General features: G+C 67.8%; 17 protein-coding genes. 6 read left to right on the top strand and 11 right to left on the bottom strand.

Going from position 1 to position 21,967, the window contains the following annotated elements:
- Positions 1–72: 72 nt before the first annotated feature.
- On the bottom strand, positions 73–960 hold the full coding sequence (locus ACZYZE_RS13935; protein WP_463908260.1) for a TatD family hydrolase: 888 nt from the start codon (positions 958–960) through the stop codon (positions 73–75).
- Positions 961–1,193: 233 nt separating this feature from the next.
- Here ACZYZE_RS13935 and ACZYZE_RS13930 point away from each other — a divergent pair, with 233 nt between their 5' ends.
- Genes ACZYZE_RS13930 through ACZYZE_RS13920 form a run of 3 tightly spaced genes read left to right on the top strand, consistent with a single transcriptional unit; the run spans position 1,194 to position 6,311 of the window.
- Positions 1,194–2,324: an AAA family ATPase gene (locus ACZYZE_RS13930; protein WP_459318357.1), complete on the top strand. Its 1,131-nt coding sequence runs from the start codon at positions 1,194–1,196 to the stop codon at positions 2,322–2,324.
- Between the two features lie 13 nt (positions 2,325–2,337).
- Positions 2,338–3,798, top strand: coding sequence for a DUF58 domain-containing protein (locus tag ACZYZE_RS13925; protein ID WP_463908258.1), 1,461 nt, complete (start codon positions 2,338–2,340; stop codon positions 3,796–3,798).
- Complete coding sequence (locus ACZYZE_RS13920; protein WP_463908256.1) at positions 3,795–6,311, top strand: transglutaminase TgpA family protein; 2,517 nt, start codon at positions 3,795–3,797, stop codon at positions 6,309–6,311. The genes ACZYZE_RS13925 and ACZYZE_RS13920 overlap by 4 nt, the downstream gene beginning before the upstream one ends.
- A gap of 8 nt (positions 6,312–6,319) precedes the next feature.
- On the opposite strand, the gene ACZYZE_RS13915 is transcribed toward ACZYZE_RS13920, so the two are convergent.
- Together ACZYZE_RS13915 and rsmI are read right to left on the bottom strand one after the other, a co-directional pair.
- Complete coding sequence (locus ACZYZE_RS13915; RefSeq protein WP_459318354.1) at positions 6,320–7,819, bottom strand: NAD-dependent succinate-semialdehyde dehydrogenase; 1,500 nt, start codon at positions 7,817–7,819, stop codon at positions 6,320–6,322.
- A 218-nt stretch (positions 7,820–8,037) separates the two neighbouring features.
- Positions 8,038–8,859: a 16S rRNA (cytidine(1402)-2'-O)-methyltransferase gene (rsmI, locus tag ACZYZE_RS13910; RefSeq protein ID WP_459318393.1), complete on the bottom strand. Its 822-nt coding sequence runs from the start codon at positions 8,857–8,859 to the stop codon at positions 8,038–8,040.
- 281 nt (positions 8,860–9,140) lie between these two features.
- On the opposite strand from rsmI, the gene ACZYZE_RS13905 reads away from it, so the two are divergent.
- Both ACZYZE_RS13905 and ACZYZE_RS13900 read left to right on the top strand, forming a co-directional pair.
- On the top strand, positions 9,141–10,868 hold the full coding sequence (locus tag ACZYZE_RS13905) for a dolichyl-phosphate-mannose--protein mannosyltransferase (RefSeq protein ID WP_463908254.1): 1,728 nt from the start codon (positions 9,141–9,143) through the stop codon (positions 10,866–10,868).
- A gap of 58 nt (positions 10,869–10,926) precedes the next feature.
- Positions 10,927–12,756: an AMP-dependent synthetase/ligase gene (locus ACZYZE_RS13900; RefSeq protein ID WP_459318352.1), complete on the top strand. Its 1,830-nt coding sequence runs from the start codon at positions 10,927–10,929 to the stop codon at positions 12,754–12,756.
- Positions 12,757–12,845: 89 nt separating this feature from the next.
- On the opposite strand, the gene fmdA is transcribed toward ACZYZE_RS13900, so the two are convergent.
- The 8 genes from fmdA to ACZYZE_RS13860 all read right to left on the bottom strand — a co-directional run bounded on the left by fmdA (position 12,846) and on the right by ACZYZE_RS13860 (position 20,904).
- Positions 12,846–14,102 carry a formamidase gene (gene fmdA, locus ACZYZE_RS13895; protein WP_459318351.1) on the bottom strand — a complete coding sequence of 419 codons (1,257 nt, stop codon included), beginning with the start codon at positions 14,100–14,102 and terminating at the stop codon, positions 12,846–12,848.
- A gap of 36 nt (positions 14,103–14,138) precedes the next feature.
- A complete protein-coding gene (locus ACZYZE_RS13890) occupies positions 14,139–14,426 on the bottom strand; it encodes an FmdB family zinc ribbon protein (RefSeq protein ID WP_459318350.1) in 288 nt (95 codons plus the stop codon).
- Between the two features lie 47 nt (positions 14,427–14,473).
- Positions 14,474–15,112: an AmiS/UreI family transporter gene (locus tag ACZYZE_RS13885; protein WP_459318349.1), complete on the bottom strand. Its 639-nt coding sequence runs from the start codon at positions 15,110–15,112 to the stop codon at positions 14,474–14,476.
- 369 nt (positions 15,113–15,481) lie between these two features.
- Complete coding sequence (locus tag ACZYZE_RS13880; RefSeq protein ID WP_463908250.1) at positions 15,482–16,942, bottom strand: TIGR01906 family membrane protein; 1,461 nt, start codon at positions 16,940–16,942, stop codon at positions 15,482–15,484.
- A gap of 155 nt (positions 16,943–17,097) precedes the next feature.
- The gene (locus tag ACZYZE_RS13875; RefSeq protein WP_459318347.1) at positions 17,098–18,360 is read right to left on the bottom strand and encodes a L,D-transpeptidase; all 1,263 of its coding nucleotides are present in this window, start codon (positions 18,358–18,360) and stop codon (positions 17,098–17,100) included.
- Between the two features lie 229 nt (positions 18,361–18,589).
- Positions 18,590–20,068, bottom strand: a complete 1,479-nt coding sequence (ahcY, locus tag ACZYZE_RS13870) for an adenosylhomocysteinase (RefSeq protein WP_459318346.1) — start codon at positions 20,066–20,068, stop codon at positions 18,590–18,592.
- A 103-nt stretch (positions 20,069–20,171) separates the two neighbouring features.
- Complete coding sequence (locus tag ACZYZE_RS13865) at positions 20,172–20,432, bottom strand: Trm112 family protein (RefSeq protein ID WP_463908247.1); 261 nt, start codon at positions 20,430–20,432, stop codon at positions 20,172–20,174.
- 82 nt (positions 20,433–20,514) lie between these two features.
- On the bottom strand, positions 20,515–20,904 hold the full coding sequence (locus ACZYZE_RS13860; protein WP_463908245.1) for a DUF3499 domain-containing protein: 390 nt from the start codon (positions 20,902–20,904) through the stop codon (positions 20,515–20,517).
- Between the two features lie 106 nt (positions 20,905–21,010).
- Between ACZYZE_RS13860 and ACZYZE_RS13855 the strand changes: the two genes are divergently transcribed.
- Complete coding sequence (locus ACZYZE_RS13855) at positions 21,011–21,547, top strand: metallopeptidase family protein (protein ID WP_463908244.1); 537 nt, start codon at positions 21,011–21,013, stop codon at positions 21,545–21,547.
- Positions 21,548–21,967: the final 420 nt, after the last annotated feature.

Raw genomic sequence — 21,967 nt, 5'->3', positions numbered from 1 at the left:
CCGGAGCGTTATAAAGCAACCAAGAATTTGTGCATACCCGGTATTCCCGGTGGAGGACTCAAAGAGGCGACTTCAGTCCCAGGATCCGTAGGTTTGCAGGGTATTTCGGGCGATCCTGGCACACAGCTCGGAGAGCTCGATCCCGGTCACATCCGCCATCGCGCGGACCGTGTAGGGGACCATGTAGCTGGCATTCGGGCGTCCGCGGTGCGGGTGCGGCGTGAGGAACGGGGCATCGGTTTCTACGAGGATCCGCTCCGGCTCCGCGATGGACAGGGCGGCGCGTAGTTCCGACGCATTCTTGAAGGTCAGGGTCCCGGCGAAGGACATGTACCAGCCTTCGTCGTTGCAGATCCGGGCCAGCTCCTCCCCTCCGGAGAAACAGTGGAACACCACCCGGTCCGGGGCGCCCTCCTCGCGCAGGACTCGGACGACGTCGTCGTGGGCGTCCCGGTCATGAATCTGCAGGGTCAGGCCGAGGCGCTTGGCGATGTCGATATGGCGGCGGAAGGAGTACCGCTGCGGGGCCAGCCTCTCCCCCTCGGTCCGGAAGAAGTCCAGGCCCGTTTCGCCGATCGCCCGGATCCGCGGGTGCGCGGCCAGGGCCTCGATCTCGGCCAGGGCAGCCTCCAGCTCCCCGCGCCCGGCGTAGTCGGGAGCATCGTTCGGATGAAGCGCGACGGCGCCCAGGAGCCTGGCGTCCTGCTCGACGGCCCGGACCGTGAACCGGGAGGATTCGAGGTCGCATCCCACCTGCACGGCGCCCTGGACCCCCACGGCTGCGGCGGCGTCGAGGGCGTCCTTGACGCTGACCGTCGACCCGGAGTCGGGAAAATCCAGGTGTGTGTGGTTGTCCATGACCGGAACCGGAAGGGGCTCCGGCGCCGGCGGGTAGCCGAGGCGTCCGGTGCCGTCGCTTCCGCTCGCACGGAACGGGCCGGGAGTGAGGGGATTGCACATCGTTCTACCTTAACCGGGGTCTCCGCCCCGCGGACGCCGGCGGGTTATCCCGCGATTTAACCCCACCGCGCTACGTTGGCGTCGGTCGGACGTACGGAGATTTCCCCGGAACTCTCTGTCAGGCCCGGCAGTTGTGTTAGTACTCTGATAAGAAGACAGAAGCGTACCCGATGAGGGGCCCGGCAATTCATGCCGATCCGTCCCGGGAACCCACCAGGGCTGAAAGGCTGCCGATGGACTACCACCGCACCTCCGTAGGCGAAGTTCGCCCCGAAGGCCAGGGCTTCCAGGATGGCTCCGCCGTGGGGGGAAACGCAGCAACAAGGCGTCTGGCGAAGAAGCCTGCGGCCATGGATGCCGAAGCGTTCCATGCCGCCAGCGAGCGAATCCTGACCGCCATCAACACTGTGATCGATGGCAAGGCCGAGGCCGCGAAACTGGCGCTGACCGTCCTCCTGGCGCAGGGCCACCTGCTCCTCGAGGACGTTCCCGGGGTTGGCAAGACCCTGCTGGCCAAGACGCTGGCCCGCACCATCGACTGCTCAGTGAGCCGGATCCAGTTCACCCCTGATCTGTTGCCCTCCGATGTCACCGGCGTATCCATCTACAACCAGGCTTCCCGGTCCTTTGAATTCCGCCCCGGTGCCGTGTTTGCCAACATCGTCATCGGCGACGAAATCAACCGGGCCTCCGCCAAGACCCAGTCGGCCCTGCTGGAGTGCATGGAAGAGCACCAGGTCACGGTGGACGGCAAGTCCTACAAGCTGGATGAGCCCTTCATGGTGGTGGCCACGCAGAATCCCATCGAGATGGAGGGTACCTACCCGCTCCCGGAGGCACAGCGGGACCGTTTTATGGCGCGGATCTCCATGGGCTATCCGGACAAGGAGTCCGAGATGGAAATGCTGGAAACCCACCAGGCGACGTCCCCGCTGACCCGGGTGACCGCCGTCGTCACCGCCGGCGAAGTAGCCTCGATGATCGCCTCGGTGCAGCAGGTCTACGTCTCCCAGTCGATCAAGGAATACACCGTGTCCCTGGGGCGCGCCACCAGGGAGAGCGGCATGCTGCGGCTCGGCGCCAGCCCCCGGTCCATGCTCCAACTGCTGCGCGCCGCCAAGGCCACGGCAGCCTTGGAAGGCCGGGACTTCGTGTTGCCGGACGACATCGTCATCGTTGCCGAATCCGTCCTGGCCCACCGGATCATCCTGGACCGGAAGGCTGCCAGCACAGGCGAAACACCGCAGGGCGTTATCCGGTCCATCCTGGCCAGGATCCAGGTCAGCCCCGATGCGACGGCGGCCTCCGCCATGGGCCGTGCCGCCCGTGACAAGGCCCCTGCCAAGCTCCCGAACCACCGCTAGGGGTGGCTCCGCCGTGGCGTTGATGGAGCGGTTTCCCAGACATATCTTCACCACGCGCGGCTGGGGCCTGCTGGCTGCGGGTGCCGTGTTCCTGCTGGCCGCCCAGGTGATGGGACGCCGCGACCTGCTGGCGCTGGCAATCCTGCTGCTGGTCCTGCCGCTGCTCTCCCTGGCCGGTACCCGCGTGCTCAAGCCGAGTTTCCTGGTCTACCGGGAGTTCAACCCGTCCACTGTGGAAACCGCCGCGACGACGACCGTCCGGCTGGCCGTCGCCCGGACCGGAACCGGTGCCGGGCACGCGGCTATGGAAGAGCATCTGCCGGCCCGGTTCGGTGAGTCCCCCGTGTTCCGGTTCCCGGCACGGTCGGCGGCGGGCGGGACCAGCCGCTATGAATACCACCTGCGTTCCGGGAAGCGCGGCCAGTTCCTGATCGGCCCGGTCACGGCCGAATTCAGCGACCCCTTCGGTCTCTCGCTGCACCGCCATGCCATCGACGACGGCGACATCCTCACCGTCACGCCGGCCGCCGTCGAGCTTCCCGTAACCGGGCTGGCCGGCGCCCGCGGGCACGACGGCGTCACCGCCACCCGGATCCGCGCCAACCCCAGCGACGACGACGTGATGACCCGCGAATACCGGCATGGGGATCCAATGCGCCGCGTGCACTGGGCGGCGTCCGCACGCCACGGGGAGCTCATGGTCCGCCAGGAGGAGTCCGTCACCACCCCGGAAGCGACTATCATCCTGGACCAGCGCCTGGCGGCCTTTCCCCCCGGCAGTTTTTCCCACGGAGCGGGGCCTCACGGCCCGGCATCCGAGGCTGACGGCCACGAGCTGGTCACAAGCGATGCCTTCGAGTGGGCCGTGACGGCGGCGATGTCCATCGGCGCCCACCTCTCGGAGCGCAACTACGCCCTGCGCTTCCTCGATGCCGCAGGTGACCCCGCTTTCCTCCATTCACCGTCTGCCCCGGCACCTGGGACAGAGGAGTACGTCGGGGCTTCCGGGCTGCAGTCCGTCGCAGAGAGCCTGGCTGCCATCCAACTCACCGGCCCCCAATACGCCCGCCGCTACCGCCAAAGCGGCAAGAATTCCAAGGACTCCTCCCGCCCCGGAACGCCCGCCGGCACGGATTCGGGGCCGCTGCCGTTCGATGACCGGCTCATGGACAAGCTGGCCGCCCACCGCCTGCGGGGCCCCGTCCTGGCCATCCTGGGAAACCTCTCGCCGGGTGAGGCCCGGGCCCTGTCCCCTGCTGCGGGATTCGGAGCGAATGCCTTTGCCCTCGTTATCACGGGGCGGGCCCAGGACAGCGACGAGGTGCTGGAAACCCTGCGCCGGGGCGGCTGGCGGGCCGTCGCGGTCTCCGCCGGCACGGCCCTCCCGGCGGCGTGGAGCGCCTTCGACCAGGGCCAGGCGGCGCCGCTTCCGGCCGCCGCCGAGGTGCGGCGCGGCGTTGGCGGCCCGCGATGACCCTGGCACCGCAGCGCGGCACCGGCATTCACAGCGGCACCGCCGGCTCCCACGACGGAAGTGCCACGGTCCCCGCACCGGGTGCCGGCCCCCCGCGGGCCGGTGTGGGCGCCCAGCCATGGCTGATGGGACTCGCCGTTGCAGCCGCCGTCGGGGGCGCCGCGCTTGGCCTCAACGGCGTGCTGAGGGGCTGGGCGTGGTACTCCCCGATCCTCTCGATTGTCTTTACCGTTACCGTAACCATGGCCGGGCTCCGGGCCCTGCGCTGGCGCACCGTCTTTGTTGAGCTCGGCGGCCTGGCGTCGCTCGTGATGATCCTGACATTCACCTTTTTCCGTCCGCACAGCATTGTCGGCTTCATCCCCTCGGGGGCCACCATGACCCAGCTGGGCCGGTATCTGCGCCGGGCCAGCGAAACGGTCCTCGCCGAGAGCGCCCCCGTCGCCCCGAACGCCGGGATCGTCCTGCTGATCTGTGCCGTGCTGGGCCTGCTGGTGATCCTCGTGGATGCCCTCGCCTTCCCGCTGGCACTGCCGGCAACGAGTGGCCTCGGAATCCTGGCGATCCTCATCGTCCCGGCCATGGTCAAGCCGCAGAGCGTCGGCGTGCTCGGCTTCGCCGGTGCCGCCGTCGGCTATCTTATGATCCTCGGCTGCAGCCACTGGTTTGCCCCTGACCCCCGCACCGGGGCCGACACCGCCCGCAACCCCGGCCAGTTCCGGCGCGCCGGCCTGACCGGCGCGCTGGCGCTGACCGTCACGATGCTGCTCCAGTTGGTGGTCCCGGGATTCGATCAGGGCACCTTCCCGCAGGGCTCAAGGCTGAACCCCTTCGGCAGCGCCACCGGACTCAACCCGATGATCAGCCTGGGCAACAGCCTGCGCAGCCCGTCCGGCGACGGCCGGATCACCTTTGCCACGAACGCTCCGACCACCCCGTACCTGCGCTCAGTGACCGTGGACAGCTTCAGCGGCGATTCCTGGGCACCTGACGACCGCGAGGACACCCGGCGCCTGGGCACCGGGCGGATGAATACCGGGCTCGAATCCACCGCGACGGAGCTTCGCGTCGTCACAGCCATTAACACCGGCCAGTTCACCAGCCCGTACCTTCCGGCGCCCTACGCCCCGGAAGCCGTCAACGGGCTAACGGGCCGCTGGAGCTGGGACCCGGCCACCCTAAGTATCAAGGGAGTGGACACCAACTCCCGCGACCAGCAGTACCTGGTCCTGTCCGTCGCCCCGCAGCTCACACCGGATGTACTCGAGCAGCCCTCCGGGCCGGTGCAGGGTATTCCGGAGCAGTTCATCCGTCCGCCGGACAACATTCCGGACATCGTCCGCAGGACCGCCGAATCGGTCACGGCGGGAAGCACTACCCCGTATGCGCGGGCCATGGCCATCCAGCGGTACCTGCGCTCAGTGAACTTCAGCTACTCCCTGCAATCCCCCGTGCAGGGCGGCTACGACGGCAACGGGCTCTCAGTGCTGGCGGACTTCCTGGTTCAGAAGAGCGGCTACTGCATCCACTTCGCCTCGGCCATGGCCGTGATGGCCCGGCTCGAGGGCATCCCCAGCCGGATTGCCGTCGGCTATGCCCCGGGCCGGCCCACGGGCGCCACCGTCTCGATCGCAGGCCAAGGGGCCCTGCCCGAGTTCGAGGTGGATGCCCGGGATGCCCATGCCTGGCCGGAACTGTATTTCCAGGGCGTGGGCTGGGTCCCCTTCGAACCGACCCCGTCCCGCGGCGTTGTCCCGTCGTATGCCACCGAGGGCGCCGCCCCCAGCGGCGCAAGCACCAATGAAAGCAACGACGGGCTGATCCCGAGCAACGGCCCCAACCCGACCCCGCTGCCCAGTGCCGCCCCGCTGCCGCTTCCGGGCGGCGCCGGTCCGGCGGATGCCGGCGGCCAGCTGCTGCCCGTGCTGTACGGTGCCGGCGCGCTTGTGGTCCTGGCCCTGCTCGTGGCATCGCCCCAACTGGCCCGCAACGGCCTCCGGCGCCGGCGGCTGAACAGTTCCGGGGCGTCCGGGGGCACCGGAACAGCCCTGGCGGCCTGGGCCGAACTGCGTGACCTCGCCACCGACTACCTTGTGGCGCCGCACCCCAGCGAGACCCCGAGGCAGTTCTCAGGCCGGCTGCGCGCTTCCGCGGCACTGGGAGAACCGGACGGCCGTGACGCCGCCGGGCACAAGGCCGTGAGCGCCCTGACCGAAGACTTCGAGCGCCGGCAGTACGGACGCCCTGCCCCGGCGGACGGCGGTGGAGGCGGGCCGGAAGACGGCACGGCCGCCGCCAGGGTTGCCGCTGTGCAGGCTTCCCTGCGGGCCCATGCGAGGCCCCTTGTGCGCTTCCGTGCCGTCTGGCTGCCGCCGTCAACCCTGTCCCGGTCGCGCCGCACCTTCACCGCCCCGTTCCGCGCCCTGGCGCGCACAGCAAAGCGCACCCGGCGCGGCGTCGCGGGGTCCTGGTCGAGGATCCGCGACGTAGTCCGCCGGGTGCGCCGCAGTTAGCTGATTCCTTAGCCGGCGTAGGGGTCGGCGATCCCGATGTATTGCGTGTAGAGGTACTCCTCGATGCCTTCGAGGCCGCCCTCGCGCCCCAGCCCCGACTGCTTGACCCCGCCGAAGGGGGCCGCGGCGTTTGAGACCACGCCGGCGTTCAGGCCCAGCATGCCCGTCTCGAGGCGTTCGCCCATCCGGATGCCCCGGTTGAGGTCCTTCGTGAAGACGTAGGCCACGAGGCCGTACTCGGTGTTGTTGGCGAGCCGGACGGCCTCGTCCTCGGTGTCGAAGGTGATGATCGGGGCGACGGGGCCGAAGATTTCCTCGGCCAAGATCCGGGTGCCCTCAGTGACACCCTTGAGGATGGTCGGCTGGTAGAAGTAGCCGGGGCCCTCGACGGCGGAGCCGCCGATCACCGCGACCGCACCGGAGGCCAGCGCGTCGGTGACGAGCTCGTGGACCTTGTCGCGGCTCTTGGCGTCGATCAGCGGGCCTACCTTGGAGTGGGCTTCGGTGCCGCGGGCCGTGGTCATGTCCGCCATCTTCGCGGCGAACTTCTCCGCGAACTCGTCGGCGACGGACTCGTGGACGATGAAGCGGTTCGCGGCGGTGCAGGCCTCGCCCATGTTGCGCAGCTTTGCCAGCATCGCCCCGGCGACGGCGGCGTCGACGTCGGCGTCCTCGAACACCACGAACGGGGCGTTGCCGCCGAGCTCCATCGAGGTCCGCAGGACCGTTTCGGACGCGTCCGAGAGCAGCCGGCGGCCTACCTCGGTGGAACCGGTGAAGGAAAGCTTGCGGAGCCGGGAATCCTTGATCAGCGGACCGGTGGTGGCGCCGGCAGTAGACGTCGGGATCACGTTCAGCACGCCGGCCGGCAGCCCGGCCTCCAGCATCACCGCGGCGAACAGCTGGGAGGTCAGCGGCGTCAGGTTCGCGGACTTCAGCACCATGGTGCAGCCGGCGGCGACGGCGGGGGCGATCTTGCGGGTGGCCATGGCCAGCGGGAAGTTCCAGGGCGTGATCAGCAGGCACGGGCCCACCGGCTTCTTCGTCACGAGCAGCCGCGACTTCCCGTCCGGGGACACGGAGTAGCGGCCGAACGCGCGGACGGCCTCTTCGGAGAACCAGCGCAGGAACTCCGCACCGTAGGTGACTTCGCCGCGGGCTTCGGCCAGGGGCTTGCCCATTTCCAGCGTCATCAGCAGGGCGAAGTCCTCGGCCCGTGCGGTCACGAGCTCGAACGCCCGGCGCAGGATTTCGCCGCGCTCACGCGGCGGAACCTTGGCCCACGAATCCTGGGCGGCCGCCGCGGCGTCGAGGGCAGCCGCGCCGTCCTCGGGACCGGCGTCGGCGATGCTCAGCAGGACCCTGCCGGTGGCAGGATCCTCGACGTCGAAAGTCTTCCCGGACGCGGCCGGGCGCCACTCGCCGTTGATCAGCAGGCCCGTGGGAACAGACGCCAGCAGCGAGCTTTCACGCTCGGCGGTAACAGTGGGCTGGGCGGTTACAGTCACGATTGACTCCCTCGTCGGCAATTCGGTGTGAACTCGGATCGGATGCCAGCACGGTCTCCGTTTAGCGGTCTTCCGCCAGCCGGTGACGCGCCGGATTTACTGCCACGGTACTGCCGGATTCTCCGGAGTGTCTACGCCTGCACGCACTACATCCGGCTGAACCCGCTGTGCAACTGCACAACCCCCGTTCCCCACCCCGGACCCTGCCGGCGGCACGGTCACCGGGCGGCGAGAACGGCGGAGTAGAGCTCCCGCTTGCTGACCTTGGCTTCTTCGGCGACGGCCGCAACGGCTTCCTTGAGCCGGATGCCCTGCACTATCAGCGCGTTGACCGCGGCCACGTGGTCCTCGGGTTTGCCGGGCTCCCGTTCCGGAGCGCCGCCCACGACGACGGCAATCTCGCCGCGCACCTCATTGCTCTCGGCCCATTCGAGCAGTTCGCGCAGCGTGCCGCGGATGACTTCCTCGTAGGTTTTGGTCAGCTCCCGGCAGATGGCGGCACGCCGGTCGGTGCCGAACCGTTCACGCAGGGCGCGGAGCATCGGCTCCAGGCGGTGCGGGGCTTCGAAGAACACCATGGTGCGCCGCTCGGCGTCGAGGTCCGCGAGGCGGGAGGACCGTTCGCCGGCTTTGCGGGGCAGGAACCCCTCAAAGCAGAACCGGTCCGTCGGCAGCCCGGACAGGGCCAGGGCGGTCAGCACGGCGGAGGGCCCGGGGGCGGCGGTGACCGTCAGCCCGGCAGCCACGGCGCCTTCAACGAGGCGAAAGCCGGGGTCGGAGACGGATGGCATGCCGGCGTCGGTCACCATCACGAGGGTCTTCCCGGAGCGGACCTGGTCCAGGAGTTCGCCGGTCCGGGCCGCCTCATTGTGCTCGTGATAGCTGATGATCCGGCCGGCCACGGTAATGCCGAGATTCGTCACGAGACGGTGCAGCCGACGGGTGTCCTCGGCGGCGACGATGTCCGCCGTCTTCAGCAGCTCGATCAGCCGGTAGGTGGCGTCTCCGGCGTTGCCGATCGGAGTCGCGGCCAGCACGATCCGCCCCGGTCCCCCGGCCCACGGACCGGCGGCCGGCTCCGGGCCAGGACCGGCGTCCGGGCCGGAGCCGTCCCCGATGTCGGTTTCGGTTTCGGTTTCGGTGTCGGTTTCGGTTTCGGTTTCGGTGACATCGTTGATGCCGCCGGCGGGGCCTCCGTCATCGTCGGAAAGAATCGGGGAGGTACTGAGTTCATGGTCCACACGACCAGCCTACTGCCGGCGCAGGCGTGCGCGGGCGCGGGCCGGCGAACGGGCCGACGAACACAGCGGCGAAAGGTAGCATGGGCAACGTGACGCAGACCCCTACGCGGCCTGCCGAGGCCGGTTCCGCCGGATCGGCGCCCCCAGCCACCAGTACAGGCAGCATCAGCCCCGGACGCAATCTGGAGGGGCACCGCTGGATCAGCCGCCCCTCGGAGGCATTCACCGCCGAGGCCCTCAGGGAGCGTCTGACCGGCAGCATCCAGGGCTGGCGGGACTATCCGCCGTCGCTCCGGCTGTGGTTCTGGCTGATCCCCACCATCACCGCCGCAATCGGCGGGCTGCTGCGCTTCGTCCGGCTGGACACACCCCGCAACCTGGTCTTCGACGAGACCTACTACGTCAAGGACGGCTACTCCTTCCTGGTCAGCGGCTACGAGCGGGCCTGGCCGGAGAAGGCCAACGATTCCTTCATTGCCGGGAACCCCGGCGTGCTCCTGGACACGCCCGAGTACGTGGTCCATCCGCCGGTCGGCAAGTGGATGATCGCCGCGGGAATGTGGCTCGTCGGCCCGGACAACCCCTTCGGCTGGCGGTTCGGGGCGGCCCTGACCGGCACGCTGTCCATCTTCCTGCTGGCGCTGATCGCCCAGAAGCTCTTCCGCTCGCTGACCCTCGGGGCGGTGGCCGGAGTAATGCTGGCGGTGGACGGCCACCACCTCGTGATGTCCCGGACCTCACTGCTGGACATCTTCCTGATGTTCTGGATCCTGGCGGCGTTCGGCGCCCTGCTGATGGACCGCGACGACGGCCGGCGCCGGCTCGCCGAGCGGCTCGGCAGGCAGGCCGCGGCCTCCCCCGGCGGCCGGCCCACCACGCTTCAACTGGCGTCCGGCCCCTGGCTCGGCATCCGCTGGTGGCGCCTCGCCGCCGGGGTGTGCCTGGGCCTGGCGGTCGGCACCAAATGGTCCGCACTGTTCTTCCTCGCCGGCTTCGGGCTGTTGACCGTTTTCTGGGATCTGAGCGCACGCCGGATCGTCGGAATCCACGGCTGGATCAGCGGCGGTATCCTCAAGGACGGCATGGTGGCCTTCCTCAGCATCGTCCCGGTGGCCGCCCTGGTGTACGCCGCTTCCTGGACCGGCTGGTTCCGGTCCAAAGACGCCTACTTCCGGCGCTGGGCCGAGACCAATCCCTCGGCCGAATGGGGCTGGCTGCCAAACTCCGTCCGTTCCCTCGCCCACTACCATCTCGAGGCCTACAAGTTCCACCAGGGCCTCAGCTCGGACCATCCCTACGAGGCCAGTGCCTGGAGCTGGCTGGTCCTGGGCCGGCCCACTTCCTTCTTCTATGAGTCGCCCAAACAGGGCAGCCCCGGCTGCGACACCTCCAGCTGCACCACGGCGGTCCTCTCGGTCGGCAACCCGCTGATCTGGTGGAGCGCTGCCATCTGCCTCGGCATCCTGCTGTTCTGGTGGGCCGGCCGGCGCGACTGGCGCGCCGGTGCCATCCTTGCCGCCGTGGCAGCAGGCTACCTCCCCTGGTTCCTGTACCCCGAACGCACCATGTTCTTCTTCTATGCGGTGTCCTTCGAGCCCTTCCTCGTGCTGGCTCTCGTGTACTGCCTGGGCCTGGTCCTGGGGCGGCGGACGGACCCGCCCTGGCGGCGGCGCTCCGGACTGTACCTCGTGATGCTCTTCGTGGTCACGGCCGTCGTCGTCTCGGCGTTCTTCTATCCGGTCTGGACCGCCGAGACCATCAGCTACCAGGACTGGCGGTTCCGGATGTGGATGCCGTCCTGGATCTAGGGCAGGATTGCAAGGGACGTCGGCCACCATCAGGCGGACCCGGAACGGAGATTTGGCTGTGAGAGAAGCAAGCACGGGACTGCTCGTGGAGCTGGACCCGGACAGCAATGTGACGGATCTGCTCCTGGAGCAGCATGCCAAGGATCCGGTGCATGCGCTCTACTCCCGCAAGGGCCCCGCAGGCTGGGCCGATATCCCCGCCCAGCAGTTCCTGGACCAGGTCACGGCGCTGGCCAGGGGCCTGATCGCCGGCGGCATCACCCCCGGTGAAACCGTCGCCGTTATGTCCGCCACCCGCTATGAATGGACAGTGGCTGACTTTGCCATCTGGTTTGCCGGCGGTGTCACAGTCCCCATCTACGAAACGTCCTCCGCCGGGCAGGTCGAGTGGATCCTGCACGACTCCGGAGCACGGCGCGTTTTCGCCGAGAACCAGGCCACGGCAGCCCTCGTCCAGGACATTCTGGACAGCTCCAGCATCCTCGGGGACCGGATGCTCCCTGTCGTCCGGATGGACTACGACGGCGGCGCCCCCAACCTGGCCAGCCTCGCAGCGGCCGGTGCCGGCGTCGGCGACGCCGAGCTGGAACGGCACCGCTCCGCGGCGGGACTCGCCGACGTAGCCTCGCTTGTCTACACCTCAGGCACCACCGGCCGGCCGAAGGGCTGCCAAATCACGCACGGGAACTTCGCCCTCGTGGCCAAGAACATCGTGCTGTTCCTGCCCGAGTTCCTGTTGCAGCCCCGGTCCAGGACTCTGATGTTCCTGCCGCTGGCCCACGTCCTTGCCCGCGCCGTCCAGGTGGTCTGCCTGAGCGCCGGCACCACCCTGGGCCACACCTCCAATGCCAAGGAGCTGCTGGCGGACCTGGGCAGCTTCAAGCCCACGTTCCTTCTGGTGGTGCCGCGGATCCTCGAGAAGGTCTACGCCGGCGCCGCGCACAAGGCAGCCCTGGCCGGAAAGACCCGGTTGTTCGAGGCGGCCGCCGCCGCCGCCATCGACTATTCGAAGGCCCAGGATGCCGCCGCGCAGGGCCAGGCCCCCGGTCCGGGCCTGGTGTCCCGCGCCAAGCATGCCGTCTTCGACCGGCTGCTGTACCCGAAGCTGCGGCAGGCCTTCGGCGGCCAGCTGCGTTACACGGTTTCCGGCGCGAGTCCGCTGAGCTCAAACGACGCGCATTTCTTCCGTGGAGCCGGCATTCCCGTCCTCGAGGGCTATGGACTCACCGAGACGACGGCGCCCTGCACGGCGAACACCCCGACCCGGACCAAGGTGGGGACCGTCGGCATTCCCGTGCCCGGGACCACCATCAGGATTGCCGACGACGGCGAGATCCTGGTCAAGGGCATCGGCGTCTTCCAGGGCTACCACAACAACGCCGCTGCCAACGCCGAAGCGTTTGTGGACGGCTTCTTCCGCACCGGGGACCTCGGGTCCCTCGACGAGGACGGCTTCCTGACGATCACGGGACGGAAGAAGGACCTCCTGGTGACAGCCGGCGGCAAGAACATCGCCCCCGGGCCGCTCGAGGAAAAGATCCGCGAACACCAGCTGGTGGCGCAGGCCATCGTGATCGGAGACGGCCGGCCGTTCGTTTCGGCCCTCGTCAACCTGGATCCGGAAGGCCTCGAGAACTGGTGCGCCACCCACAAGGTTGCCGCCATGAGCCCTGCCGAGGCGACCGGCAATGAGCTGGTCCGGGCGGCCATCCAGGGGATCGTGGACGAGGCGAACTCGCTCGTGTCCAAAGCAGAGTCCATCCGCAGCTTCGTGATCTTGGACGCCGACTTCACAGTGGAATCCGGGCACCTGACGCCCTCACTCAAACTCAAGCGCGCCGCCGTCGTCCGGGACTACGAGGCGCATATCAACCGGATCTATGGCTGAAGCCGCCGTTCCGGGCCGACAGGCAAGCCTCAACGACGGGCCGTCTCACGCTGCTTCATCGTCCCGTTGTGTCCTGGGTCGGCGGCGGCTCATCTGTTGCTGGCCTTTGGCACTCCCATTCCTGGGTCGACTTTGTGGGGGCCGGCTGCTGAGGGTCGTATATCGAAGTCAAAGACGGCCGTCGGAAGGTAGACGGTGGAACAGGAGTTCGGGATGTCCACGACGCCGGAGAGGCGTCCTTCGATGGGTACGGCACCCAGGATGATGTAGGCCTGCTCCCTGCTGTAACCGAATTTGCTCAGGTAGTCGATGGCGTGGAGACATGCCCGCTGGTAGGAGAGGTGTGAGTCGAGGTAGCGTTGTTCGCCGTCCAGGGTCACCGAGGTGCCGGAAAAAGCCAGCCACTGACTGAATTGCGGGTCAACGTTGCCGGGCATAAAGATGGCGTTTTCGCTCACCCCGTAGGTTTCCATGCCGCCCTTGATGAGGTCCACCCTGAGGTCCATAAAGCCGCCCATCTCGATCGCCCCGCAGAAGGTGATCTCGCCGTCGCCTTGGGAGAAGTGGAGGTCACCCATGGAGAGGTTCGCCCCGTCGACGAAGACAGGGTAGAAGATGCGGGTTCCCTTGGACATGTTCTTGATGTCCTGGTTTCCGCCGTTTTCCCGCGGGGGTGCGGTCCTGGCAGCTTCCGCGGCCACCCTGTCGAATTCCGAAGCTGCGAGGTGTCCGAGGACTGCATGTTCGGCTTCAGGCGGAAGGGCAAGGGGAGGGACCCTGTTGGGGTTCGTGGCGATCAGGTCGCCTTCGCGCTTGTTCCATTTCGCGAGCAGCTGGGCCGAAGGGGCTGTTCCCATCAGCCCAGGGTGGATAAGACCGGTAAAGGAAACACCGGGGACGTGCCGGGATGTCGCGATTTGGCCGGTGAAGTCCCAGATGGCCTTGTACGCGTCGGGAAACTGTTCCGTGAGGAAACCGCCGCCGTTGCTGGTCGCGAAGATGCCGGTGTAGCCCCAGCCCTGTCCGGCGAGCGGACCGGAGTCCTCCTGCGGGATGGGACCGACGTCCAGGATATCTACCACCAGCAGATCGCCGGGCCTGGCGCCCTCGACGGCGAAGGGACCGCTGAGTTTGTGAACGGTCAGCAGCGGGGCATTGAGGATGTCCTCGGCGGAGTCGTCATTCACGATCGCACCGTCGAACCATTCGCGGCAGTCTACCCGGAAGGAATCACCGGGCTTGACCGTTGCGACGGGAGGAATTTCCGGGTGCCATCGGTTGTGCCCGATCTTTTCCTGATCCTCGAATTTCTTGCTGGAATCCAGGGGAAATATCTTGGCTGGCATTTCATCTCCTTTGACTGGGCGCCGCTTCAGAGCCGGTTAGGGTCGCGGCAGTTTCCGATGTAACGGGTTGGATGAATATGGCTGGACGCGCCTGGGGCCGCCTGGAATCCGAGAGTTCACGATCTCAGGTTCAGCCGCACTGCGATTGGTGGAGTCAATGAGCCGGAAAACCGGTGACCCGGCCCGGGAAAGGTGCGGTGCACTGAATACCCGGCGGGACGGCTCACCGCATGAGGGGCAGGCCAGGGTGTCCGGGGCCTCCCCGATGGGGTGGCGCACTTCGAAAAGCGAGCCGTCGGAGCAGCGGTACTCATAGGTGGCCACGGACCGGTTCCTCTCTGTTCCCCGTACAGCAATGTCAGGCGGGCAGGTCAGGCTGGCCGGGCCACGTTCGGGACCTGGCCGGTTTGGGTACTGGTCCGCATCGTCTTCCGGCCCAGGAAGTAGGCGGCCGCCAGGGAGACCGCGGCCAGCGCCGCCACCAGGGCCGCATAGATGTTGTTGGTCTCGTAGCGGCCAAGGAGCAGGAAGAACGCCGGAATGGTCCCCGTCAGGTGGCTGATGAACACCGTGAACCAACCCGTCATCCGCGTCAGCGACTCCTTGTGCAGGCCGAGGACGAGGAAGAACAGGAACCAGAGCACGGCCCACACGAACCAGATGACACCGAAGACCGGATCTGCTACCAGGGTGAACTGCAGGACCCCGATGACGACGGCGCAGGCGGCGACAAACAGCGAAAACCATCCCAGGCCTTCGCCGCTGATGCCGGTCATCTGCAGGACGCCTACGTAAAGGTAGGTGAAGCCGAAAAGGTAGAGCCCGGCCGCGCCGAAAATGACGGACGGGTCACCGTTGGCCTGGAGGATGATGATCGTCGGGAAGACCACCTGCATGGTGCCAACGAAGAAGTTCAGAATAGCGGCCGACTTGCCCGGGATGACCCCCAAGAGCATCAGCCCGTTGATAAACAGGACCGCCCCTACGTAAAGCAAACCCACGCTGCCCATGTCAGCTCCATCAGGATGTCTACAAGTCACCAGTGGTGGGATGCATGCCGTTCCCTGCATGCATCGGACGGGAGGAACGCCGGAGCGCTGCAACTCCCGGAACGCGATGTCCAAGATACGTCTAAAGGATAACCCTCGATCTTGCCGCAGGCTAAGGACTTTAGGCCTGTCTTTTTGCCGCCGGCGGGAACAGTCTCGCTGAGCCTCTTCACCCCGTCCTGACCTCGATTCCGGCGGGTCAGGACGGAGACGCGGCATCCTGTACTACAGGCCCGCACCGAAAACCGTGTCAGCAGTCAGTGCGCCGCCGCCGGCGAACCACCGATGGTGCCGGGCCCGGAGGCGCAGGCACCATCGGCGGATCGAGGCTTAGACGGAGCTGGACTGCCCCCGGGCCGGCCGGCCATCCGCGCCGGGCTGAGTCGCTGCGGCGTCGCCCGCTGCGTCGCCCGCTGCGTTCCGCGGCTTGTCGGAGAAGTGCCGGCCGCCGGTCGCATCGGTGGAGTCTTCCACCGATGTGCCCTCAACAGCCGGGGCGCCCTGTGCGCCGCTTTCAGCCTCGGCGTCGGCCTTCCGGGCCCTGGCCCGCCGGAAACGTGAACCCTTCACCGCGGCGGGATCGGCCGCATCCTCCGCTGGGGCGTCCGCAGCTGCCGCCGCGTCCACGGCAGGGCCGCCGTCGACCGTTCCCCGCTTCGGCAGGCCGCGGCGCTTGCGCGTCGGCCAGGTGAGGATCAAGGTGACGAGCGAGGCGAGCAGGACGAGCCCGCCGATCACGATGCCCCCGTCAACCCAGAACTGGCCCGGGAACAGCCGGATCAGCGTGTCCTGCAGGGAAAACGTCCAGGTGCCGTTGGCGAAGAAGACAGCATGGAACTGGGTGAAGAACTGCTCCCAGCCGAGCACGGCGAGGGCTCCGAGCCCGGTGATGATCGCGAGGGTGACAATCGAGCCGGCGAACATGCCGCGGCGCACACCCCCGGTGCTGCGGCGCCGCAGATAGATCACGGCGACCAGGCTCAGCAGGATAAGCAGGGTTCCGGCCCCGAATGCGGACAGGATGACGAGCTTGACGTCGGCCATATGGCTGACTTCGCCGTCCTTGAAGAGCTTGTCCCCGCCGCGGTTGACCAGCTCGCCGAGGTAGCGCGGGCCGGACCAGTTGCTGAGATAGTCCACCGCGTAGGAACCGTAGGTCATACGGTCATCCGTGCTGAAGCCGTAGCCGTCACCGGGGAAGCCCGGGCGGTTGTACTCCACCCAGAGGAACAGGGGGCTGGCGACGGCGCGGACGGCCAGCACCAGCAGAATGATCGGGAAGCAGACGGCCAGCAGGACCTGCATGACCCGCGGGGCGACGGGCTTGGCGTTTGCCGCGTGCTCGCGTTCGGCGTTCCGGCGCTCCACCTCCTCCTGCGGAGGCCGGATCTGCAGCGCCGAGGTGGGGAGCGGTTCGCTAAAGACCGCGCCGCTCCCGCCATCCAGTCCCTGGTCCATTCCGCTGTCTGTCCGCCTGCGGGGCGATTCGACGGCGGCTTCCGCGGCCCGGCGGTCGGCACGGCCGCCCGGCTGGCGGCGGACCGGGGTGGCGGCTTCCGGCGTCGTGGTCTCGGGTTCTGCCGCGTCCGGTACCGCGGATTCAGACGCGCCGGCCGGGGCCGCAGTACCGGCGCCGGCCGGGGTGCCGGCAAGCGTACTCTCGGCGGCCGCACCGGAACCCTTGCCTGCGGAGGAGGGCCCCATCCAGTCGAAGGCGGGTTCGTCGGAGTCGTCGGCCGGATCCAGCTGCGGATCCTGCCGGTTCGGAGGGGTGGGACTCTTGTCAGTCACTGCGCTTCGCTTCCGTAGGCTTCCGCGCCGCCGGGCCTGAGCCGGGCAACACTATATATCTGCCTCAGAGCCTACCGCCAGAGCCTCGGGCCCGGCGAGATGCCACCCCGATGGCCGCGGGGATTCGGGCGGCTATTTCCGTGCAGCCGGCTGGCTCAGCGTTTGGCGTACTGCGCCCAGGGGATGTTCCAGTCACCGAAGCCTTCCAGCGGCTCCACCGGCGCCGCGCCGGTGTTGAGTGTCTGCACCACGTCGCCGGTCTTCATATTGTTGAAGAACCACGCGGCGTCGGCCGGGAGCAGCCCGACACAGCCGTGCGAGACATTGACCCTGCCGACCGCACCCCAGGCCGATTCGAGGGCCTGATGGACGTAAACGCCGGAGGTGGTCAGCCGGTTCGCGTATTCCACGGTCAGTGGCGGGTAGTAGCCCTTGTCGCCGGGCTTCAGGCCGATGCTGCCGGCGTTGAACTTGGAGTTGCGTTCCTGCTCCATGATGACGGCGAAGCCGGAGGGTGAGAGCCAGTCCGCGCCGCCTAACGTTACCGGGGCGGTCCGGACCAACTGCCCGTCGAAGTAGACGTTCATCGTTTTTGTGATGTCATCGACGACGGCGAGGCGCTGCGTCCCCACCTTGAACGACACCTTGACGTCGGAGTTGCCGATCATTTTATTGCCGAAGTCCACGCCGAAGAGTTTCAGGTCCACGGCGATCTGGCTGTTCGGGGCCCAGAATGCTTCGGGCCGGATCCGGACGCGCCGGTCCGAATACCAGCGCCAGGCCACGGCTTGGCCGGAGGAGACCGTCACGGTGACCGCTTTCTCCATGGCCTCCTTGTTCAGCACCGGCTCGCTGAAGACAATCTCGATGGGTTGTCCGGCGCCAACGGTCGTGCCGTTGAGCGGGTACACGGCGGCGTCGGCCTCGTTGGCCTTGGCGACGGTGGCGAATGCCTGCGTTTTCTTCGTCTCCCGGCCGGCTTGGTCGACGATGGTAAAGCTGTACTTGTACTTGGTGTCGAATTCGAGCGGATCCTCCGCCGTCCAGGTCGAGCCGTCGGGACCGGTTGTTCCGGGAACCGGGTCGCCGCCGGACGCGGGCTCCAGCACGACGTCTTTCACGACGCCGTTGACGGCCTTGACCGAGGGCAGGGCCGCGGGGTTGACGCCCTTGGCGCCGTCGCTCGGGGTCACACCGAGTTCAACGGGTTTCACCACCGGGGCAGCGAGGCCGGAGACGTTCCGCATCGGCGCCGACGATTCCGAGGGCATCTTGGCTTCGGCCCGGCCGGGAGCCGTCGCGATGCCGATTCCGCCGGCGCCGACGACGGCGCAGAGCGCGAGAACGGCGAGCATCTTGCCGGCGCTGCGCGTGCGGCGTACGGGCTGCCGTCGTCGACGACCGCTGTCTTCAGTCATAGCCACTTCCTGTGTTCCCCCACTGCTTTTTTCCTACCAGCCCACATCAGAGCTCACGATGCCCCTATGCCAGCATAAGTGAACATTCGGCGCGGCCCGCCGTTGCGTACGCCACGATCAGGTCACAAAGAGAGCCCCGGACCGTAGTTCGGGGCCCTCCAGGTGGCCGGCTTCCCGTGGCCGCCTGCGTGTGCGGGTACGCCGCCGTCGTGAAGCCGCTGCTCGGATCCTAGTAGCGGTAGTGCTCCGGCTTGTACGGTCCGGCCACGTCGAGGTCCAGGTACTCGGCCTGGTCCTTGGACAGCTCGGTCAATTCAACGCCGAGGGCGTCCAGGTGCAGCCGGGCCACCTTCTCGTCGAGGATCTTCGGCAGCACGTACACCTGCTTGTCGTACTCGCGCTCCCCCTCGGGCTGGTCGCGCTTCGTGAACAGCTCGATCTGCGCAATGGTCTGGTTCGCGAAGGAGTTGCTCATAACGAAGGACGGGTGTCCGGTGGCGTTGCCGAGGTTCAGCAGCCGGCCCTCGGAGAGGACGATGATGGAGCGCTCTTGACCGGTCCCGGCGTCGAGCACCCACTCGTGCACCTGGGGCTTGATCTCGACCTTCGTGATGCCGGGAATCCGGGCCAGGCCGGCCATGTCGATCTCGTTGTCGAAATGGCCGATGTTGCCCACGATGGCCTTGTCCCGCATGCCGGCCATGTGCTCGGCCATGATGACGTCTTTGTTGCCCGTGGTGGTGATGAAGATGTGGCCCTCGCTGAGGACGGATTCCAGCTTCGCGACCTGGTAGCCGTCCATGGCCGCCTGGAGCGCGCAGATCGGGTCGATCTCGGTGACAATCACCCGCGAGCCCTGGCCGCGGAACGCCTCCGCGGCGCCCTTGCCGACGTCGCCGTAACCGCAGACGACGGCGACTTTGCCGCCCATCAGCACGTCGGTGGCGCGGTTGATGCCGTCCGGCAGGGAGTGGCGGATGCCGTATTTGTTGTCGAACTTGCTCTTGGTGACGGAGTCGTTGACGTTGATCGCCGGGAACAGCAGCTTGCCCTGCTCTGCGAGCTGGTAGAGGCGGTGGACGCCGGTGGTGGTTTCCTCGGTGACGCCGAGCAGGCGGGAGCCGATGCGGGTCCACTTCTGCGGGTCCTCCTGCAGCGAGGCGCGCAGCACCTCGAGGAAGACGCGGCCTTCTTCGGACTCGTCCGCGGCGGCGGACGGCACGGCGCCGAGGGCTTCGACGTCGGCGCCCTTGTGCACCAGCATGGTGGCGTCGCCACCGTCGTCGAGGATCATGTTCGGGCCCAGGTCCGGGTTGCTGTCCGCGCCGGGCCAGGCCAGGATCTGCTGGGCGGTCCACCAGTATTCCTCGAGCGTCTCGCCCTTCCAGGCGAACACGGGAACACCCTGCGGATCCTCGACCGTTCCGTTGCCGACCACGACGGCGGCGGCGGCTTCGTCCTGGGTGGAGAAAATGTTGCAGGAAGCCCAGCGGACCTCGGCGCCGAGGGCGGTGAGAGTCTCGATCAGCACGGCGGTCTGGACCGTCATGTGAAGGGAGCCGGCGATGCGGGCACCCTTGAGCGGCTGGCTGGCGCCGAACTCCTCGCGCAGGGACATGAGTCCGGGCATTTCGTGCTCGGCGAGGCGGATCTGATGGCGGCCCGCCTCGGCCAGGGAGATGTCCGCAATCTTGTAATCGAAAGTCATGTAAATCCTTTGTTGTAGCCGGCTGGGAGGTCGGTGACCTTGTTTGACGGTGACTAGAAAGTAGTTCGGTGCCGGAGGGCGGACCGATGGGGCCGTGCGGTGACTATTCGGCGGAGCGGAGCCCGGCGCCGTGCCTGACTGCATCGTGCCGGCCGGCGTCGTGCTGATCGGCGGGTGCCGCGGCGGCGGCGGGGAGCAGCTCCGGCGGCAGCAGCAGGGGGATGCCGTCTTCGATCCTGTAGCGCAGCTTCTGACCGTTCTCATCCGCCGTGGTGGTGACGAGTTCCTCGCCGTCCTGCACCAGTGCGGACCCGGTGACGGGGCATCTCAGGACAGACAACAGTTCGGCACTGATCTTCGGCATGGTGAACGCTCCCTGGTGGGCGCCGCAGCAGGCGCCGGCGGCTGACGGATTTTGCAGTTCCCAGCCTACCGCCACTTGCGGCTCAGGAAGGTTCGCGCAGGATGCGCAGGTGCCCCCGGCGGGTGCCTTCGGCGGCGGCCGGTGCCTCCAGCGCGGCGTGCACGCTGCGCTGCCCCTGGCCAGGTTCCGGGACGGTGGGCCGGACGGCGGCCTCACGGACGGCATTGGCCAGCGCCAGCAGGTCATCGGGCCCGGGCCCGGCGGGGACAGCCGGCATGGCGAGCCGCAACACTTCCCAACCGCGCGGGACGGTCAGCGAACCGGCGTGCTGTTCGCACAGGTCGTAACAGTGCGGTTCGGCGTACGTTGCCAGCGGTCCCAGGACGGCGGTGGAGTCGGCATAGACGTACGTCAAAGTGGCCACCGCCGAATTGCGGCAGGCTGATCTTGAACAAAGACGAATTGCACCCACGACATCACAGACTACTCCCCCAGCCCGTCGGCTGCCGTCCGACGCGCTGACGGCGGGTCGGGGAGCCCATATCGCGTAAATCATCCGCCGGGTTTAGAGTCGAGATATGCAGTCATCGCGCCAAGATCCGGGTTTTACGGTCCGGATGGCTGACCCCGACGCCGGACATCATGATGCCGGTTCCGCGTCCGGCCCCTCAGGCCTGGCCGTCGAGCCGAGAGGCTTCCGCCAGCGCCGCAGGAACAGGCACGGCAGGGGTCTACGCGGCGAGCTCATGCTGCCCACCCTGCCCGGCTACCGGACCCGCTCGGACCGTTTCGACGATTTTGTGCTGGACTCGGCCCAGCGGCTGCACGATATCTGGGGCAAACCGCTGGACGGCGTCCGGTTTGCCGTGGACGAGATCCCGCCGGGCCTGGAACGGCTCGTGGCGGACGGCACCCCGGCTCCGATGGGCTCCTATGCGCCGGCGACGGCGGAGGAGGGCCCGGTGATCACGCTGTACCGGCGTGTTGTCGAGCAGGGCTGCGGCAGCCGGGAGGAGCTCCAGGACCTCGTGCACGACGTCGTCGTGGAGCACACGGCCGAGATGCTCGGCGTGCCGCCCGAATCACTGGACCCGGTGTACCGCCGCCGTTACTAGCTGTACCGGCCGACCTCCCGGCGCTCAGCCATACCCGCCGTGACCAGTGGTCATTTTCGTTAGTTCGTCGGGGGTTCGTGCGGGGCCAGGACCTTTTCGCGTCGGGAGGACATGCCCATTCGTCGCACCCGGGACAGGACATAACCGGAAGATGTCCCCGTGCCGGCCGCGGCGCGGGGCATGTCCTGGCCAGAGGGCATCTTTCGTTTACGCGGCCGGGTGCAGGCAGCCAGCTACCGCGCTCCTTCCCTGCCGCGCTCCTTCCCGGTTGCCCGCCGGCCGGCGGCTTGCCGGCCCGGGCAAAGCCCGGATTCCCGCGCGTGTTTGGCACCGGGTGCCGAAGCAACCGGGAAGGACCGTCACGGCATGGGCGCGTGGGGCTGGTCGGGCCAGGCGTTGGGTGGGCCAGCCGTTGGGTGG

This window comes from Pseudarthrobacter woesei (assembly GCF_055412745.1).
The sequence above is the reverse complement of the archived record's forward strand: the minus strand, read 5'-3'. Positions and strand labels throughout refer to the sequence as shown.

Bases quoted from the DNA above. Each gene is read 5' to 3' on its own strand.
- ACZYZE_RS13935 (WP_463908260.1), bottom strand. From the start codon at position 960: ATGTGCAATCCCCTCACTCCCGGCCCGTTCCGTGCGAGCGGAAGCGAC.
- ACZYZE_RS13930 (WP_459318357.1), top strand. From the start codon at position 1,194: ATGGACTACCACCGCACCTCCGTAGGCGAAGTTCGCCCCGAAGGCCAG.
- ACZYZE_RS13920 (WP_463908256.1), top strand. From the start codon at position 3,795: ATGACCCTGGCACCGCAGCGCGGCACCGGCATTCACAGCGGCACCGCC.
- ACZYZE_RS13905 (WP_463908254.1), top strand. From the start codon at position 9,141: ATGGGCAACGTGACGCAGACCCCTACGCGGCCTGCCGAGGCCGGTTCC.
- fmdA (WP_459318351.1), bottom strand. From the start codon at position 14,102: ATGCCAGCCAAGATATTTCCCCTGGATTCCAGCAAGAAATTCGAGGAT.
- ACZYZE_RS13885 (WP_459318349.1), bottom strand. From the start codon at position 15,112: ATGGGCAGCGTGGGTTTGCTTTACGTAGGGGCGGTCCTGTTTATCAAC.
- ACZYZE_RS13875 (WP_459318347.1), bottom strand. From the start codon at position 18,360: ATGACTGAAGACAGCGGTCGTCGACGACGGCAGCCCGTACGCCGCACG.
- ahcY (WP_459318346.1), bottom strand. From the start codon at position 20,068: ATGACTTTCGATTACAAGATTGCGGACATCTCCCTGGCCGAGGCGGGC.
- ACZYZE_RS13865 (WP_463908247.1), bottom strand. From the start codon at position 20,432: ATGCCGAAGATCAGTGCCGAACTGTTGTCTGTCCTGAGATGCCCCGTC.
- ACZYZE_RS13855 (WP_463908244.1), top strand. From the start codon at position 21,011: ATGCAGTCATCGCGCCAAGATCCGGGTTTTACGGTCCGGATGGCTGAC.